This is a genomic window from Microbacterium sp. VKM Ac-2923 (assembly GCF_022815605.1).
Lineage (GTDB): Bacteria > Actinomycetota > Actinomycetes > Actinomycetales > Microbacteriaceae > Microbacterium.
This window is the reverse complement of the sequence record NZ_JALGRP010000001.1, coordinates 393389-411254: the sequence shown is the minus strand read 5'-3', so window position 1 is coordinate 411254 and position 17866 is coordinate 393389. Positions and strand designations below refer to the sequence as shown.

The following is a 17866-nucleotide window of genomic DNA, read 5'->3' as shown; positions in this document are numbered from 1 at the left end:
AGGGGTCCGGGTGCCGATGGATGCCATGTCGATGGCCGACGCCGTGCTCCGCGCTCTCGGCGGCGCCGAGAACGTGGCGGCCGCGACCCACTGCGCCACCCGCCTGCGGGTGAGCCCGCGGGAGCTCGCGAGGGTGGACGCCACCGCCCTCGGTGCCGTCCCCGGCGTGCTGGCCGCACAGGTGGTGGGCGATCAGGTGCAGATCGTCGTGGGGCCGGGGGCCGTCAACGACGTCGCGGAGGCTCTGGAGCGTCGGCTCGCGCCGTCACCCGCGGCATCCGCCCGCCCCCTTCCGACGCGCGCGATCAGCGTGCTCGTCGACGTGTTCACGCCGTTGCTGCCCGCCTTCGTCGCGGGTGGTCTGCTCACGGCGCTGCACAACGTCCTCGCCGGCCCCGGCGCGTTCGGCGACCTGGCGGTGGTGGACGCCGTGCCGTGGCTACGCGGACCGGTGGCCCTGGTGGGCCTGCTGGGTGCGGCCGTCTTCGCGCTGTTGCCCGTGCTGCTCGGGTTCTCGGCCGCGGGTCGGTTCGGCGGCAGCCCCTACCTGGGCGCGGCGATGGGAGCGGCGCTGGTGGCCGCGCCCGGTCTCGCGGCGGACTCGGCTCTGCCCGCCATCCATCTCCCGCCCGAGACCGGGTGGGTGATCGGCGGGATCGACGTCCTCGCCATCGACTACCAGGGCACGGTCGTGCCCATCATCGCGATCTGCTTCGTGCTCGCGCGCCTCGAGCGCTTCTTCGGCCGTCGGTTGCGCGGCTCGGCGCGCTTGCTGCTGGTCCCCCTGCTGACGCTGTTGACCACTGGCCTGCTCGCCTTCCTCGCCCTCGGACCTGCGCTGCGCTTCACCGCGGACGCGGCTGCGGTCGCGATGGAGTGGCTTTATACCAGCGCCGGAGTGTTCGGCGGCACCGTCGTGGGGGCGGTGTACTCCCCGCTCGTCGTGACCGGCCTGCATCAGGGCCTGATCGCCATCGAGCTCGGGCTGCTCTCGACCGGTGGGTCGTTCATCTTCCCCGTCGCCGCCGCCGCCAACGTCGCCCAGGCCGCGGCGACGCTCGCGGTGTGGGTGTCGGCGCGCCGGGGCTCTCGGCTCCGGGCGCTGGCGGCCACCTCGACGGCGCCGGCCGCCCTCGGTATCGCCGAACCCGCGATGTTCGGCGTGACGCTGCGTCTGCGGGTCCCCTTCGTCATCGCGGTGGGTGCTACGGCGATCTCCGCGACAGTCCTCGCCGCTTTCCGCGTGGAGGCGGTGACTCTGGGAGCGGCGGGGATCTTCGGCTTCCTCTCGATCGCTCCGGGTCGAGTCGGGCCGTTCCTGCTGTGCCTCGCGGTGTCGATCGTCCTGTCCTTCTCCGGGACACTGGTGTGGGCGCGCTGGCGCCGGCGCCGGGGTCGCCCCCTCGAGGGTGACGGCGCGGGCGAGCCTCGAGACGATTCCGTCGTCCGCTCCCCCGTGGCGGGCACCCGGGTCGTAGTGTCCGATCTCGCCGACCCGGCTTTCGCGGCGAGCGCGCTGGGCCCGACCTCGGCGATCGCTCCCGCGTCGGGGCTCATCTCCTCCCCCGCGGAGGGAACGGTCAGCGCGATCGCCGCCGCCGCCCACGCCTACGGGGTCACCACCGATGACGGCACGGAGCTGCTCGTGCACGTGGGTATCGACACCGTGAAGCTGGAGGGGCGGGGGTTCCGCCCGCTGGTCCGCGTAGGAGATCGGGTGAGCTCGGGCGACGCGCTCGTCCACGTCGACCTCGCCGCGGTGACGGCGGCGGGCCTCGACCCGGTTGTGCTGACGATCGTCACGAACGCCGACGAGCGCGCGTTCATCGCGGTCGGCGGAGATGACGAGGTCCGCGTCGGCACTCCGGTGCTGCGTCGGACACGCAGCGCGACGAAATCTGATTAACCGCTTGACCATCCCTCGAAGAGCTTGCTAGCGTCTGCGTAACCGATTAACCACTCCGGTTCCATCGGCGCAGTGAGTCTCGACGAGGAGTCATCCGTATGCACGAACGAGGGTTCTTCCGCCCGCCCCACGCCTGGGTCGGCGACGTCATCCCGTGGGAGGAGGACGGCCGCTTCCACCTCTTCTACCTGCACGAATCGCGGCAGACGCCCAAGGTCGGCATGCCCTGGCACCGTGTCGTCACCGACGACCTCGTCACGTTCACCGAGGCGGGATCCGCGCTGGCCTCCGGCGGTCCGGATGCCGACGACTTCAACGTCTACACCGGCAGCGTCGTCGTCGCCGACGGCATCCATCACCTCTTCTACACCGGGCAGAACCCCGAGCGCCGCGGCGCCGACGGACAGCCGCTGCAGCAGGTACTGCACGCCACCAGCACCGACGGAATGCGCACCTGGCAGCGTCACCCCGAGCACACGTTCGGCGCCACCGCCGGCTACGAGACCGCCGACTGGCGCGACCCCTTCGTCTTCCGCGACGAGGCCGCCGGCCTCTGGCGCATGCTCGTCACCGCCCGCCACGCCGAGGGGCCCGAGCGCCGCCGAGGGGTCATCGCGCAGTGCGTCTCGCACGACCTCGCCACCTGGGAGCCCGTCGAGACGTTCTGGGACCCGCGGCGCTACATCGCGCACGAATGCCCCGAGGTGTTCGAGTGGAACGGCTGGTGGTACCTCGTCTACTCCGAGTTCAGCGAATCCTTCACCACCCGCTACCGCGTCTCGCGCAGCCTCCACGGCCCGTGGACGGTCCCCGCCGACGATGCCCTCGACGGCCGCGCCTACTACGCGGCCAAGTCCGCCGCGCGGGACGACCGACGTTTCTTCTTCGGCTGGATCGCCTCGCGCGAGGGAGACACCGACGACGGGGCGTGGCAATGGGCGGGCACCCTGTCGGTGCTCGAGGCCGAGCAGAACCCCGACGGCACGCTGCGGTTCCATCCCCCGGTCGAGCTGGCCGAGAGCTTCGGCCGCGGCGTCGCTACGGTGGCATCCGGAACCGTCCTCACCGCCCCCGACGGCTACGCCGATCTCCTCCTGTCCGAGCGCATCCCCTCGACCTTCCGCGTCGACGCCGTGTTCGACATCGCCGCGGGCACGAGCGAGTGCGGCCTGCTGCTGCGCGCGAGCGCCGACGGCGACGAGGGCTACGCGCTGCGTCTCGAGCCGCGTCGCAACCGACTCGTGTTCGACCGGTGGCCGCGCCGGCGCACCGGGGGTGAGCAATGGCAGATCTCGGGCGACGTGCCCTTCGCGATCGAACTCGAACGTCACGTGACGCTCGAACCGGGGCCGCACCGCCTCGAGGTGATCGTCGACGGCGACCTGTGCGTCGCCACCGTCGACGGCGCCGTGACCCTCAGCACCCGGCTCTACGACCGCACCACCGGCGGCGTCGGCGCCTTCGTCGGCGAGGGGACCGCCACCATCCTCGGTCTCGACGTGTCCGCGCCGAGACCCGACGACGCCCCGACCGCCGTCGAACGCGACGAACTCCTCGTCGCCTCCTCGTAAACCCACCCGCACCCGAACCACACATCAACGGAGATTCACATGGTCCACTACGCCCGCACGGCTCCCTGGGTCGCCCTGGCCGCCGCCAGCGCCCTCGTCCTCTCCGGCTGCGCCGGTACCGGCACCGGCGGCGACCCCACCGACGTCAACCCGGAGGGCGAGATCCAGCCCCGGGAGATCTCCTGGCTGCTCTCGCGCCCGGCCGACGGTGGCGTCATCACCGCGATGCAGAAGATCGCCGACGAGTACGCCGCAGATCACCCCGGGTTCTCGCTCTCCCTCATCACCACACCCGACCGGCCCAGCTACATCCAGAAGTACGAGACGCTCGCCGCGGCGAACAAGCTGCCCGAGCTCTTCGACACGGATGCCACCCCGTTCGCGCAGAAGCTGGCCGGGCAGGGCCGCATGGTCGACGTCGACCTGCTGCTCGACGACCTCGGCCTCGCCGACGACTATCGCGAGGCGGCGTTGAACTACCAGCGCTTCGACGACGGCTCGTTGTACATGGTGCCGTTCGAGTTCCAGCTGGAGTTCTTCTGGTACAACCGCGACCTCCTGGCACAGGCCGGCGTCGAGGTGCCCGCGACGCTCGATGACTTCGCCCCGATGTGCGAGGCGCTTCGCGAGAAGGGCATCACCCCGATCGCCCTCGACGGCGCCGACGGTTGGCCGCTCGAGCGCTACATGGCCTACTACCCCTTCCGCCAGGCCGGCCCGGAGTACGTGCAGAAGCTCAAGACGGGCGAGGCGGCGTTCTCCGACGCGCCCGGCCGTGCGGCTGCCGACTGGCTGTACGGGTTGGGTCAGGCCGGGTGCTTCCAAGAGGGTTTCTCGTCCACCGGGTACGCCGACGCGCAGGCGCAGTTCACCTCCGGCAAAGCCGCGGTCTACAACATCGGCACGTGGGAGCTGGCAAACCTTGCGACCGACAAGCTCGATGCCGGGGTGCGCGACAGTGTCGACTACTTCACCCTCCCCACGCTCCCCGGTGCGGTGACCGCCGACGACGAGTACGTCGCCCCGTCGGGGATCGGCATGGCCGTCAACGCCGCCACCTATGACCCGCTGGTGCGCGACTTCCTCGCCTTCGCCCTCGAGCGCTACCCGGCCGAGGTCGCCGCCTCCGGCGCTCTGTCCCCGACCTCGGACGCTCCGACCGAGATTCCGGCGAACGCCACGCCGCTGTACGACCGCGCCATTGCACAGGCGGGCGAGGTCGGCCAAAAGCTCGCGATGCCCTGGGACACCCAGCTCGACCCCGCTACGAACACCCGCCTGCAGCAGGAGCTCACCCTGCTCGTGCAGGGCGACATCACGCCCGACGACTTCGTCAGCACGATGGATGCCACCCTCACGGAGAACGTCGGTGGCTGACACGCTCGCACCTCGCCGGCCCCGGGTGACCGGGGCCGGCCGGCCCGCGCCGCGCCGGCGGCCGCTCAGCACGTCGATGCTTCCGCGGCGCTCCGGGCTGGCCGTGGCCGTCTTCCTCGTGCCCCCGCTGCTGCTGTACGGCGCTGCCGTGCTGCTGCCCATCGTGCAGTCGCTGATCCTGAGCCTTTTCGAGTGGGACGGCATCACCGACCTGCAGTTCGTCGGTCTCGACAACTACGTCAAGATGTTCACCCGCGACGACGTGTTCTGGACCGCCTTCGGCAACGCGCTCGGCTACCTCGCCATCTGCCTGGTGCTCCAACTGGGCGGCGCGCTCGCGGTGGCGGGGCTGCTCACGGCCCTTCCCCGGGCACGCGAACTGGTGAAGACGCTCTACCTGCTGCCGGCCGTCATCTCGACCGTGGCCATTGCGTTCCTGTTCCTGCGGGTGTACTCGCTCGAGCCGGTCGGCCTGCTGAACCAGCTGCTCGCGTGGGTGGGCCTCGAAGGGCTGCAGACGGCGTGGCTGTCGAACGTGCAGACCGTGCTGGCGGCAGTCTCCATCCCCGAGGGGTGGCGCTTCACCGGGCTCTACATGCTCATCATCTACGCGGCCCTCATCGCCGTGCCCAAGGAGCTCGAGGAGGCAGCCCGCCTCGACGGTGCCTCCTGGTGGCAAACGTTCTGGCGAATCCGCTTCCCCTACATCCGTCCCGTGTGGATCACCACGACCGTCATGGCGACGACCTTCGCCCTGCGGGGATTCGACATCCCGTACCTGCTCACCAACGGCGGCCCCGGCCAATCGTCGGAACTGCTGACCACCTACATGTACAAGACGGCGTTCGTCCACACCGACTACGGCTACGCCAGCGCGATCTCGGTCTTCATCGTCGTGGAGTGCCTGGTCGCCGTCGGCCTCATCTTCCTGCTGCTGCGTCGGAAGGACGCGTGATGAGCATCACCCTCTCCCCTGCCCCCGTGGCATCCGTTCCTCCGGCCCCCGCGCCCGCACCGCGCCGGGTGCACCGCTCGCCGCGGCTGCGGATGCAGCGCACTCTGCTGACGATCACCGTCGTCCTGATCGTCGTCGTCCAGGTCTACCCCCTGCTGTGGCTGTTCCTCACGAGCTTCCGCTCCGCGAGCGACTTCGCCGGAGGCGACCCGTTCGCCCTCCCCCGCGAGTGGACCCTCGACAACTACGCCCGCGCCTTCGGCACCGGCAACCTCCTGCTGAACATCGGCAACTCGCTCATCGTCACCCTCGGGGCGAGCCTGCTCATCGTGGTCGCGGGCATGATGGCCGCGTACGCGTTGCAGGTGCTCGGCTTCCGTCTCAGCGGTGTGGTGCGTGCGCTGTTCCTGCTCGGGATCATCGTGCCGGTGCAGATCGCGCTCGTGCCGCTGTTCATCGACTACTCGCAGGTGGGCCTGCTCGACACCCACCTCTCGATGATCCTGCCGCTCGCGGCGTTCTCCCTGCCGATGGGGGTGTACCTGTTCTCGTCGTTTTACGAGTACATCCCGCGCGAGCTCTACGAGGCGGCTTCCCTCGACGGAGCGGGTCCGTACCGCATCTTCCTGCAGATCACGGCGCCGCTCTCGGTGAACACGATCATCACGGTGGTGCTCGTGAACAGCATCTTCATCTGGAACGACTTCATCTTCGCGAACACCTTCGTGCTCTCCGACGGGCTCAAGACCATCCCGCTGGGCCTGCAAAACTACATCGGAGCGATGGGCAATACAGACTGGACGGCGACGTTCGCCGCGGTGTGCGTCACGGTGACGCCGCTGCTGCTGGTGTTCCTCGTGCTCAACAAAGCGATGATCGCCGGCCTGGAGAGCGGAGCCACCAAGGGATGAACGCGAGGACCCCCTCATGACCACGACCATGCGCGATGTCGCCAAGGTCGCCGGCGTCTCGGTCGCGACCGTGTCGCACGTCGTCAACGACAAGCCGGGCGCCCGCATCGGCGACGATGCACGGCGCCGCGTGCAGGAGGCCGTCGTCGCGCTGGGGTACCGACCCAACGCCCTGGCCAAGACACTGTCGGAGGGGAGCTCTCGCTTCATCGGGCTGGTGGCGGATGCCATCGCCACCACGCCCTTCGCCGGTCAGATCATCCACGGCGCCCAAGACGAAGCGTGGCGTCACGGCTTCGTCCTGCTCGTGGCCAACACCGAGGGCAACGCCGCCGCCGAGAACGACGCGATCGCGATGATGCTCGAGCACCAGGTGCGCGGCATCCTGTACTCCACCTGGTACCACCGCGAGATCCAGGTGCCGCCGCCCCTGCAGCACACCGAGACGGTGCTGGTGAACTGCTTCGCCGCCGACGACGCGTTCCCGGCCATCGTGCCCGACGAGGAGCAGGGCGGGCGCACCGCGACCGAGCAGCTGCTCGCGGCGGGGCATCGCCGCATCGCGTTCATCAACACCACGTCGCCCTCGCCCGCGCGCAGCGGCCGGCTCGCCGGGTACCGCTCGGCGCTGGCGACGGCGGGCGTCGACGCCGACGGTGCGCTGGTGTTCGAGGCTGCGCCCGAGCAGGAGGGCGGTTACGACGCGGCGGCGGCCGTCGTCGACTCGGGCGCGACCGCCGTCTTCTGCCACAACGACCGCGTCGCGATGGGGCTGTACGACGGTCTCCGCGAGCGCGGCCTGCGCATCCCCGACGATGTCGCCGTCATCGGCTTCGACAACCAGGACGTCATCGCCGCGCACCTGCGCCCGCCCCTGTCGACCGTCGCCCTGCCGCACTACGAGCTGGGGGCCGCGGGAGTGCGCACGTTACTCGGCCTCGAATCCCCCGCCGCCGGCGCGCGACAGTTGATCGCCTGCCCCTCGATCCCCCGGGAGTCCGTGTGAGCCTTCCCCGTCCCCGCTTCCACCTCGCCCCCGCGCAGAATTGGATGAACGACCCCAACGGGCTCGTCTTCGCCGACGATCGGTGGCACGCCTTCTTCCAGTTCAACCCCGAGGGCAACGACTGGGGAAACATGAGCTGGGGCCACGCCTCCAGCCCCGACCTGCTGCACTGGGACGAGCACCCCGTCGCGCTCCGCCACCGCCCCGGTGAGCAGATCTTCTCCGGCTCGATCGTGTCCGGCGACGACGGCACGCTCACCGCGTTCTACACGAGCGCGTACGACCGCGGCATCCAGGCCCAGTCACGCGCGACCAGCGTCGACGGCGGATTCACCTGGACGATGGATGCCGCGAACCCGGTGCTCGATCGCACGAGCTCGGACTTCCGCGACCCCAAGGTGGTGCGCGTGCCGGGCGGCGGCTGGCTCATGCTCGCGGTCGAGGCCGTGGAGCGCCGTGTGGTGTTCTACGCCTCAGACGACCTGACCGCCTGGCGCGAGACGGGGTCGTTCGGCCCGCTCGGCCCCGAGGGCGTGGTGTGGGAATGCCCCGACCTCGTGCGGCTACCGGTGGAGGGGACGACCGAGCGCGCGTGGGTGCTGCTGCTGAGCACCAATCCGGTGGGCGACGACGCCGATCCCGAGGGCTCGGCGATGCACTACGTCGTGGGCGACCTCGACGACGGCGTCTTCCGCTCCCCGGCCGTCGACCTCCGTCCACTCGACCACGGTCGCGACTGCTACGCCGGCGTCACCTTCGACAGCGCCCCGGGGGGAGCCGCCGTCATGCTGGCGTGGATGGGGAATTGGCGTTACGCGCACGTCGTCCCGACCTCGCCGTGGCGCGGGGCGATGTCGCTGCCTCGCACGCTGGGCCTGCGTCGCATCGACGGAGTGCTCCATCTCGTCCAGCACCCCGTCCTTCCACCCCCCGGCGCCGTCGAGACCGGCGCTGTCGTCATCGAGCCGCATGCCGTGCTCGACGTGCGGTGGGACCCCGGCGCCACGGGAACCGTGCGCCTCCGGCTGGAGGGGGAGGCGGACGCCGCGGTCGACGTGGTTCACGATCCGGTTGCCCGCACGCTCTCGGTCTCGCGCAGCGGACGCGCGGCCGACGTGCTGCACCCCGACTTCGCCGGCATCCGATCGGCGCCGCTGGTCGGGCCGACCTCCGGCGCCGTCACCCTCGTCCTCGACGGTCCGCTGCTGGAGGTGTTCTCCGACGACGGCGCCACGGTGCTGTCGCATCTGGTCACCCTCGGCGCGGGCCCCGTCACCATCGCGGCGAGCGCCGAGACCGACGTCGTCCCGAGCGTTCGCGTCGGGGCGGTGCGCGTCGGGGCGACCGGCGACCCCGCGCAGGAAGGTCCCGCGGCTCCGGCGGCCGCCTGACCGACGTCTCCCTGAACCGCCGGCCCACCCGGCGGGCGCACCGTCGCGCCCGCCGATCACGAGGAAGTGAGTAGCACCATGCCGTTCGAGATCTCCCGACGCGCCCTCCTGCAGGGCGCCGGAGCCGGGGCCTTCGCCCTCGCCCTGGCCTCCCCCGCTGCACCGGCAGCCCACGCGCAGGCCGCGTCACAACGCGCGATGTTCCACATGACGCCCCCGACCGCGTGGCTGTGCGACCCGCAGCGACCGATCGTCTCGGGCGGGAAGTATCAGCTCTACTACCTGCACTCCGATGTCAACAACGGCGCCGGCGGGTGGGACCACGCCACCACCGACGGCGTGAGCTTCACCCACCACGGCACGGTCCTCCCCCTCACGAACGGCGTGCCCGTCTGGTCGGGATGCCTCGTCGTCGACACGGCGAACACCGCCGGCTTCGGCGCGGGAGCCGTCATCGCGCTCGCGACACGTCCGACCGGCGGCATCCGGAAGTATCAGGAGCAGTATCTGTACTTCTCGACAGACGGTGGCTTCCATTTCTCGATGCTGCCCGACCCCGTGCTGGTCAACACCGACGGCCGCACCGCCCAGACTCCCGCCGAGATCGACAACGCCGAGTGGTGTCGCGACCCGAAGGTGCACTGGGATGCCGTCCGCGGCGAGTGGGTCATGGCCCTCGGCCGCGCCCGCTACGCCGGTTTCTACACCTCGCCGAACCTGCGGCAGTGGACCTGGAAGAGCAACTTCGACTACCCCAACCCGCAGCTCGGCGGCATCGAGTGCCCCGACCTGTTCCAGATGACGGCCGACGACGGCTCTCGGCACTGGGTGCTGGGCGCGAGCATGGATGCCTACGGAGTCGGCCTCCCGATGACGTACGCGTACTGGATGGGCACCTGGAACGGCACACGGTTCGTCGCCGACGACCTCACCCCGCAGTGGCTCGACTGGGGGTGGGACTGGTACGGCGCGGTGACCTGGCCGAGCATCGAGGCCCCCGACACGAAGCGCCTGGCGATCGGGTGGATGAACAACTGGAAGTACGCCGCCCGCGACGTGCCCACCGACGTCACCGACGGGTACAACGGCCAGAACTCGATCGTGCGCGAGCTCCGGCTGGAGCGGCAGTCGGGCGGGTGGTACAGCCTGTTGAGCGCACCGATCGCCGCCCTCGCCTCCCGCGCCACCTCGACCGTGACGCTCCCGGATCGCACCGTGAACGGCGGTGCGGTGCTGCCGTGGACGGGCCGCGCCTACGAGCTCGAGCTCGACATCTCGTGGACGGATGCCACCAACGTCGGCGTATCGGTCGGTCGCTCGGCCGACGGCTCCCGGCACACCAACATCGGCAAGTACGGTTCCGACGTGTACGTCGACCGGGGTCCCTCCGAACGCAGCGGTTACGCGTTGACGCCCTACACCCGTGCCGCGGCGCCGATCGACGCCGCGGCACGATCGGTGCACCTGCGCATCTTCGTCGACCGTCAGAGCGTGGAGGTCTTCGTCAACGCCGGGCACACGGTGTTGTCGCAACAGGTGCACTTCCTCGAGGGCGATACCGGCATCTCGCTGTACACCGACGGGGGTGCGGCGACGTTCTCCGGCATCACGATCCGGGAGTTCGCGGTGCCGGTGTAGGGGAAGAGGGGGCCCGGCCGGGGGCGTGCGCTGCGCGCCCCCGGCCTTCGGTGCGGGGAGCGGGCGACCCCGTCCCGCTTCCCGCGCCCCATCCCGTAGAATGGATCCGAGCAAGGGGAGTACTCCCACCGCGACGATCTCGTCAGTACGGTTCACGCCATCGTGAGCCCGGGACGTCGGCCCATCTCGTCGGGTGGAGGAGACCTTGGTGTTCTGTTGTACACCGAAATCCCCTTGGAGGCCGTCTTGGGCGTCACACCCCTTGTCTGGATCATCACCATCGCGGTCACGATCGCGTTCTTCGTCTTCGAATTCTTCGTGCACGTGCGCAAGCCGCACGAGCCGACGATCGCCGAGTCTGCTCGGTGGTCGGTCTTCTACATCAGCCTCGCGCTGCTGTTCGGCGTCGGCATCGGCCTCGTCTCCGGCTGGACCTTCGGCGGTGAATACTTCGCCGGCTACCTGACCGAGAAGGCCCTGTCGATCGACAACCTCTTCGTGTTCCTGATCATCATGACCGGGTTCGCCGTGCCGAAGATCTACCAGCAGAAGGTGCTGATGGTGGGCATCGTGATCGCGCTCATCATGCGCGGCGCGTTCATCGCCGTGGGCGCGGCGCTCATCGAGAACTTCTCGTGGATCTTCTACATCTTCGGTGCCCTCCTGCTCTTCCTGGCCTACCGCCAGGCGTTCTCGCACGGCGACAGCGACCCCGCGAACGGCAAGTTCATGCAGTTCGTGCGTCGCGTGCTCCCCGTCAGCGAGGAGTACAACGACGACAAGCTCACCGTGAAGAAGAACGGCAAGCGCTTCGTCACCCCGATGCTGCTGGTCATCATCGCGATCGGCTTCATCGACCTCGTCTTCGCGGTCGACTCCATCCCCGCCATCTACGGCCTGACGAACGAGGCGTACATCGTCTTCACCGCCAACGCGTTCGCGCTCATGGGTCTGCGCCAGCTGTACTTCCTCATCGGCGGCCTGCTCGAACGCCTGGTGTACCTCGCCCAGGGACTCGCCGTCATCCTGGCCTTCATCGGTGTCAAGCTCGTATTCCACGCCCTGCACGTGAACGAACTGCCGTTCATCAACGGCGGCGAGCCGCTGCTGTGGGTGCCCGAGATCCCCATCTGGTTCTCTCTGCTGTTCATCGCCGCGACGGTCGCGGTGGCCACGTTCCTCAGCCTGCGCAAGACCCGCAACGACAGTCAGAAGAAGGAGCGGGAGACCTTCGACGGCGAGAAGATCATCCACGCGCCCGAGGACTGACCCTCGTCCAGCGGGCCCGCGGCGGATGCCGCGGGCCCGCTGTCGTATCCGGGGGCGGTGCGCAACCCCGGGGAAGAGCCCGGATGCCGCGGCCTACCGTGGCGGTCATGACGCGATTCGGCTACACCCTCATGACCGAGCAGAGCGGCCCCCGGGCGCTCGTCGACTACGCCGTCGGCGCCGAGCGCGCCGGCTACGACTTCCTGGCTTCGAGCGATCACTACTCGCCGTGGCTCACCAGCCAGGGACACGCCCCCTACGCGTGGACGGTGCTGGGTGCCGTGGCGCAGGCCACATCCGACGTCGAGCTGATGACGTATGTCACCTGCCCCACCGTGCGGTACCACCCCGCCGTGGTCGCCCAGAAGGCCGCCACCCTCCAGCTGCTGTCGGAGGGCCGCTTCACGCTCGGTCTCGGCTCGGGCGAGAACCTCAACGAGCACGTCGTCGGCGAGGGGTGGCCGGCCGTGCACGCGCGGCAGGACATGCTCGTCGAGGCGATCGAGATCATCCGCGCCCTGCACACCGGCGATCTCGTCACGTACGACGGTGAGTACTTCCGCGTCGATTCGGCGCGCGTGTGGGACTCCCCCGAGGGGGGCGTGCCCATCGGCGTGGCCGTCTCGGGTGAGCACTCGATCGCGCGCTTCGCGCCCCTCGGCGACCACCTCATCACCACCGAGCCCGACGCCGAGATCGTGCAGGGATGGGATGCGCACCACGACGGGGCGTCGCGCAAGATCGGGCAGATCCCGATTAGCTGGGACCCCGACAAGGATGCCGCGATCGCCCGCGCCCACGATCAGTTCCGCTGGTTCGCGGGGGGCTGGGCGGTTAACGCCGATCTGCCGACCCCGGCGGGCTTCGCGGGCGCCTCGCAGTTCGTGCGGCCGGACGACGTCGCGGAGGCCATCGCGTGCGGTCCCGATCTGGACGAACTCGCCGAGAGCGTCCGTCCCTTCCTCGACGCCGGCTTCACCGACATCGCCATCGTGCAGGTCGGCGACGAACAACAGCAGCGCTTCGTCGACGAGGTCGCCGCGCCTCTCCTGGAGAAGCTCCGAGCCTTGTGAGCGACGCCGCGAGGCGTGCGCGGCGCGTTCCACGGCATCCGATATCCGACATCCGACCGTGACGATCCGGCGAGCGCGCGCCTCCTAGACGCCGTCGCGCAGATCGCGGAAGAAGGCGTCGACGCGGGACCGCAAGCCGTCGATCCGACGATCGCGCGCCGCGGCCGCATCGTGTCCGAGATACGCCGGCGGATCCATGCGCCGGACGTTCCGCGAGCACTCGAACCGTGCGCACACGAGGGTTCCGACGGTGTTGCCCGTCCGGCCGGCCTTGCCGGCGCGGCGGGCCGAGAAGAACACCACGTCGTTGGGCAGTGTCACATCGGAGCACCACGAGCACTGCGGCCGAGAGCGGGTGGGCTGCTCCGCCTGGCGCAGCTGGAGGCCGACGGGTTCCCCGTCGATCTCGGCCACGACGAATCCGAGGAGCGGGGCCTTCGCGTCGCGCCAGCCGACGTAGTCGAGGCGCGGCCAGTCGGCGTCGTCGATGTCGGTGGGGATGACGATGGCGCTGCGTTCGCGGGTGGAGACGTTGACGAACGAGACGCGGAGAGCGGTTGCGGAGAGAGCGTGCATGATTTCCCGTCGATGGGTCGACCCGGCTATCGGGCCGCGCGGCATCCGCAGAGTATGCGGACGGGGGCCGGGGCCGAGAGGTCCGCGGTCGGCGACGCCCGCGCGATAGGCGAGACGTCGGCGCCGGTCACCCGGCGAGGAAGGCGGCGCGCACGGCGCGTGTGCCGCCGGCGCTCCGCGCGCCGACGACCCCCTCACGCCCGGAGGGCATCGACGAGGTGGAGGAAGCCATCCCTCCACGATACGCCGGTCAGGCGCGCAGGGCCGCGGAACCCAAAGTGCGTTCGACAGTGATCTCGAGGACGACGCGATCCGGGTTCACTCGCGGCTGGCGGTAGCGCGACGCGTACAGTTCGACGGCGTGCGCCACGGCCTCCCTTTCGTCGGTCACGCGGACGGGGCCTTCGAAACTGATCCAGCGGCCTCCGTCGACGGAGCAGATCGAGGCGCGGCCGCTCCGTGCGGCGTTGACGAACTTCTGCGTTCCCCGCGACCCGATCACCCGGACGACGCCGTCCTCGTAGGTGAAGCCGACGGGGACGGCGTGCACACGTCCCGATCGCCCGATGGTCGAGAGGGTGGCCAGGTGGTATTCGCTCAAGAAGGAGCGCGCGTCGTCGGTCAGCACGTCTCCAGCGTGCCACGGGAGACGGGGTCCGATACCGTCCGCGACGCCGAATCCCACCGGCGCACCCCCGTGGCGGTGACGGCGAGCTCCGCCTCCCCGGCCTCCGCGAGCACGCCCGACGCCTTCCCGAGACTGTCGAGCGGCACCCGCCGCGCGAGCGTGACGTGCGCCGTCCACGATCCGGGCCGCGTGTGCACAGCGTCGTCCCCCGGTCCCGCCAGCGCATGGATGCGGGAGTGGAGGTCGAGGAGCGCGACCGAGGGGACGACGGAACGCGCGATCACCCGCGACCGACCCGTGCCGAAGATCAACGGCGCCCCGAGGGTGAGCTGCAGCGGCAGACGAGCGGCGAGCGCCGACAGGTCGGGATCACCCAGGGCGGGACGGACGAGGAGGGTGATGTGCGGGCGATTGCTCGCCCCGGTGTGGCGCGCCTGGCTCGGCAGATCCGCGGCGACGAGCGCGTCCCACTCGCGGCGGACCGCCGCCTCCGACGCGTCGTCGAAGACGAGCTCGAGGCTGACGACATCGGACACGGGGCGCTCAGCGCGTCGACCACCACGCCGCGGCGATCAGCAGCGGCTGGAAGAACAGGCGGGTGAAACGCTTCCGGTCCGTGTCGAGGCCGAACGCGGAACGACCCTTTCGCCACTGATCGATGTTGCCGGGAAGAATCGCGACGAAGAACGCCGCGAGAGCGGCACCGATCCGGCGGCGCTCCTTCGGCAGAGCGACGAGTGCGAGGCCGAAGGCGGCCTCGACGACTCCGGATGCCACGACGACGGCGTCCTTGTCCAGTGGACCGCGTTCGACGAGCGCGTCGGGCACCTGCGCCTGGAAGTCGCGCCGCGCGAAGGTGAGGTGGGAAATACCGGCGAACACCATGGCCGAAGCCAGCATCCAACGCACGACTGATCTCATGTCGTCACGGTAATGGGACCCGCCGCCCCGCCTCGCGGGCTTGACGATGCACGCCGGCCCGGTCCCGCTACGGCACCCGTTCCGATTGTGCAACCCCAGGCAGGGGCGGACCGACCCCGGTTGACTGGAATCCCCCACCAAGGAGGTGCCCCGTGACCCTGGCCGACGCCGCGTCCCTCTCGACCCGAGAGGACGATCTCGACGCCCTCCTGGTGCGGGCCGCGTCCGGCGACTGCGACGCGTTCGTCACCTTCTACGACGCGACGGCACCGCGCGTTTATGCCGTCCTCCTGTCGCTGACGGGTGTCGCGCACCGCGCAGAGGCATTGCTCGAGGGCATCTACGTCGAAGCCTGGGAGCGCATGCGGGGCCGCGCGGCTCCGCCGTGCCCCGGAATGCAGTGGGTCTCGGCGATCGCGCACCGGCACGCCATCGCGGGTCGCTGACTCGGCCGGGCGTTCACCGACTGCGTCACGGATCCCGCCTGTGCGGAGAGCTCGAGCGCCCGTCCGTTCGCGGCGTTCGCACCCGACGGTAACGAGCGCTGCTCGACGCCTCCAGGACGACGCATTGTTGGACGGAGACCTGAATTCCCTCGTCAACCAAGAATCTGGGAGGCCGAACTAGGATGTGTCCACGGGTTGCTGGACCTCGAGGAGACGTATGACGATCGAGATCGAAAACGACGCCGCGATGACCGCTGCTCGGGCGGTCGAACGCCTCCGTCTCGCCGAAGACCGACTCGCGCGCCGACGCCAGTCCCACTGCGGCCCCAGCGAGAACGCCCGCGCGGCCATGCGCCTCGTGCTCGAGCGCGCCGACGCGGGGGCCACCGTCACCCCCAGCGAGATCGCACAGTACCTGGGCATCTCCGCGGCCTCCGTCACGGGCATGCTCGACCGACTCCACGCGGGCGGCCTGATCACCTTCGTGGCCAACCCGTCGGATCGCCGCAGCAAGTTCATCGTGCCCTTCGATCGCGGAACCGATCCGGACGCCATCGACCCGGTCACTGCGCGCATCCGCGACTTCGCCGCAGAACTACCCCACGAGGCGGCTGATCACGTGGCGGCCTTCCTCGATCGCGTCCGCGAGGTCGTCGACGCCGAGTGCACCTGAGTCGCCATCAGTCTCGGGGGGCGGCGTCGGGGTCGGGTTCAGCGACGACGCTGAGCCCCTGCGGATTACTCGCTTCGTTCATCAGCTCGTCGACCCACCTCCGGTTCAGGTGCGGCGGTCGGCTGCCGTAGAAGTGGAAGACGAGCGGGATCGACGGCGACACCCACAGCGACCTCGTTCCGCTCCCGTCACCCATCGGGATGTGAAACATGAACGGCTCCCCGCGTCGGAGCTTGTTCATGAACACGACGCGCAGATGGGACAGCGTCCGGTCCTCGATGTCGAACGCGTGACCGAGTGAGTTGTAAACCAGTTTTCCCACCGCAACAGTCTACGTCGCTTCCTCCCTGAACTATTTTGTTCGCCGCCCCCCAGGGGTGGATAGAGTGCAGCGTGGCTGCCCCGCATCCGATGAAGAAGATCCGACGTGCACGACTTCGCCGCGCGCTCATCGTTGCCGCTCTCCTGGTCGCCGTGGTCCTCGTCGCCTCCATCGTGACCGTCGGCCGCATGACCGTCAGCGCGCTGGAGGCTGCGGCGGCTATCGCGCCGGCCGTCGGCACACGTGTGCTCGTATCCGACACCTCGAAGGCGTCCTCCGCCTCGACCGCCGCCGGTAACGCGTCCGCGAAGGCCGCGGCGGAATGGCTCGCACAGCAGCCCACGACGGTCTGGTTGACCCCGGAGACCGATCCGGTCGACGCCGTTCAGGATCGGGTCTCCCGCCTCATCGAAGAGACGCGTGACCAGAATGCGACGCTCTCTCTGGCGGTATACGGCCTTCCCGACCGTGACTGCGGGAACTTCTCGGCGGGCGGCCTGGATCCCGACGCCTACGGCGAGTGGACGGAGCGCATCGGACGCGCTCTCGATGAGGCGCCCGCGCTGCGGAAGATCATCGTCCTCGAGCCGGACAGCATCGCCCTGGCCTCCTCGTGCGGCTCGATCGACGAACGGATGGCTCACCTGAGAACCGCGGTCGACAATCTCGCCGGCCCCGACACCTGGATCTACATCGACGGAGGCCACTCCGCCTGGCATCCGGTGGACGAGATGGCCGATCTCCTGCGGACGAGCGGGCTCCTGCCGATGGTGCGCGGCGTGGCTCTCAACGTCTCGAACTATCAGGACACCGCCGCCGAGTTCGCCTATGCGCACGCCCTCTCCGACCGGCTCGGCGGCACGCACGCCGTCATCGACACGTCGCGCAACGGGGCCGGTCCTGCGGGGGCGCAGTGGTGCAACCCGCGCGGGCGGTCGGTGGGGAGCGCGGGCGGCTCGTATGGCGACGGGGTGGTCGACACCAACCTGTGGATCAAGCCTCCGGGCGAGAGCGACGGCGAATGCAACGGCGGCCCTTCGGCCGGCTCGTGGTGGCCGGATGCCGCAGTCGAACTGACGAGAGGCGTCTTCTGACATGCTTACCGGAATGCACACATAAATGTGCCAAGATTGCGCGCGTCGCTATGCGACACCGCATCTCGGGGGAGAACGCGGGCGCGAATGCGCGACGGCGGAGGAGTGG

18 protein-coding genes are annotated in these 17866 nt (G+C 69.8%); 13 read left to right on the top strand and 5 right to left on the bottom strand.

Features of this window, described 5'->3' with window-relative positions:
• The first annotated feature begins 16 nt into the window (after positions 1–16).
• From MT347_RS01850 to MT347_RS01805, 10 genes are all read left to right on the top strand, one after another.
• On the top strand, positions 17–1906 hold the full coding sequence (locus MT347_RS01850) for a glucose PTS transporter subunit IIA (RefSeq protein WP_243497997.1): 1890 nt from the start codon (positions 17–19) through the stop codon (positions 1904–1906).
• Between the two features lie 98 nt (positions 1907–2004).
• Positions 2005–3477: a glycoside hydrolase family 32 protein gene (locus MT347_RS01845; protein ID WP_243497487.1), complete on the top strand. Its 1473-nt coding sequence runs from the start codon at positions 2005–2007 to the stop codon at positions 3475–3477.
• 39 nt (positions 3478–3516) lie between these two features.
• A complete protein-coding gene (locus MT347_RS01840; protein ID WP_243497479.1) occupies positions 3517–4854 on the top strand; it encodes an ABC transporter substrate-binding protein in 1338 nt (445 codons plus the stop codon).
• 76 nt (positions 4855–4930) lie between these two features.
• Positions 4931–5809 carry a carbohydrate ABC transporter permease gene (locus tag MT347_RS01835; protein WP_243497995.1) on the top strand — a complete coding sequence of 293 codons (879 nt, stop codon included), beginning with the start codon at positions 4931–4933 and terminating at the stop codon, positions 5807–5809.
• On the top strand, positions 5809–6720 hold the full coding sequence (locus tag MT347_RS01830) for a carbohydrate ABC transporter permease (RefSeq protein ID WP_243497472.1): 912 nt from the start codon (positions 5809–5811) through the stop codon (positions 6718–6720). The genes MT347_RS01835 and MT347_RS01830 overlap by 1 nt, the downstream gene beginning before the upstream one ends.
• 16 nt (positions 6721–6736) lie before the next feature.
• Positions 6737–7726, top strand: a complete 990-nt coding sequence (locus MT347_RS01825; RefSeq protein ID WP_243497470.1) for a LacI family DNA-binding transcriptional regulator — start codon at positions 6737–6739, stop codon at positions 7724–7726.
• Entirely contained in the window at positions 7723–9117 is a 1395-nt protein-coding gene (locus tag MT347_RS01820; protein WP_243497468.1) for a glycoside hydrolase family 32 protein, read from the top strand. Before MT347_RS01825 ends, MT347_RS01820 begins: the two co-directional genes overlap by 4 nt.
• A 78-nt stretch (positions 9118–9195) precedes the next feature.
• Positions 9196–10755 carry a glycoside hydrolase family 32 protein gene (locus MT347_RS01815; RefSeq protein ID WP_243497993.1) on the top strand — a complete coding sequence of 520 codons (1560 nt, stop codon included), beginning with the start codon at positions 9196–9198 and terminating at the stop codon, positions 10753–10755.
• A 246-nt stretch (positions 10756–11001) separates the two neighbouring features.
• A complete protein-coding gene (locus tag MT347_RS01810) occupies positions 11002–12024 on the top strand; it encodes a TerC family protein (RefSeq protein WP_243497991.1) in 1023 nt (340 codons plus the stop codon).
• A 107-nt stretch (positions 12025–12131) separates the two neighbouring features.
• Positions 12132–13097, top strand: a complete 966-nt coding sequence (locus MT347_RS01805; RefSeq protein ID WP_243497466.1) for a TIGR03557 family F420-dependent LLM class oxidoreductase — start codon at positions 12132–12134, stop codon at positions 13095–13097.
• A gap of 84 nt (positions 13098–13181) precedes the next feature.
• On the opposite strand, the gene MT347_RS01800 is transcribed toward MT347_RS01805, so the two are convergent.
• From MT347_RS01800 to MT347_RS01785, 4 genes are all read right to left on the bottom strand, one after another.
• A complete protein-coding gene (locus MT347_RS01800; RefSeq protein ID WP_243497464.1) occupies positions 13182–13673 on the bottom strand; it encodes an FBP domain-containing protein in 492 nt (163 codons plus the stop codon).
• Between the two features lie 250 nt (positions 13674–13923).
• Positions 13924–14301 carry a PPOX class F420-dependent oxidoreductase gene (locus tag MT347_RS01795; protein ID WP_243497462.1) on the bottom strand — a complete coding sequence of 126 codons (378 nt, stop codon included), beginning with the start codon at positions 14299–14301 and terminating at the stop codon, positions 13924–13926.
• Positions 14295–14837 (bottom strand): 2'-5' RNA ligase family protein, encoded by a 543-nt coding sequence (locus MT347_RS01790; RefSeq protein ID WP_243497460.1) that lies wholly within the window; start codon positions 14835–14837, stop codon positions 14295–14297. Before MT347_RS01790 ends, MT347_RS01795 begins: the two co-directional genes overlap by 7 nt.
• Before the next feature lie 7 nt (positions 14838–14844).
• On the bottom strand, positions 14845–15222 hold the full coding sequence (locus MT347_RS01785; protein ID WP_243497459.1) for a hypothetical protein: 378 nt from the start codon (positions 15220–15222) through the stop codon (positions 14845–14847).
• A gap of 152 nt (positions 15223–15374) precedes the next feature.
• On the opposite strand from MT347_RS01785, the gene MT347_RS01780 reads away from it, so the two are divergent.
• Positions 15375–15668: a hypothetical protein gene (locus MT347_RS01780; RefSeq protein WP_243497458.1), complete on the top strand. Its 294-nt coding sequence runs from the start codon at positions 15375–15377 to the stop codon at positions 15666–15668.
• 217 nt (positions 15669–15885) lie between these two features.
• Positions 15886–16341: a MarR family winged helix-turn-helix transcriptional regulator gene (locus MT347_RS01775; RefSeq protein WP_243497457.1), complete on the top strand. Its 456-nt coding sequence runs from the start codon at positions 15886–15888 to the stop codon at positions 16339–16341.
• 7 nt (positions 16342–16348) lie between these two features.
• Here the strand turns inward: MT347_RS01775 and MT347_RS01770 are convergent, their stop codons facing one another.
• Positions 16349–16663: an ATP-dependent DNA ligase gene (locus tag MT347_RS01770; RefSeq protein ID WP_243497455.1), complete on the bottom strand. Its 315-nt coding sequence runs from the start codon at positions 16661–16663 to the stop codon at positions 16349–16351.
• Positions 16664–16734: 71 nt separating this feature from the next.
• Here MT347_RS01770 and MT347_RS01765 point away from each other — a divergent pair, with 71 nt between their 5' ends.
• The gene (locus tag MT347_RS01765; protein ID WP_243497453.1) at positions 16735–17757 is read left to right on the top strand and encodes a glycoside hydrolase family 6 protein; all 1023 of its coding nucleotides are present in this window, start codon (positions 16735–16737) and stop codon (positions 17755–17757) included.
• Positions 17758–17866: the final 109 nt, after the last annotated feature.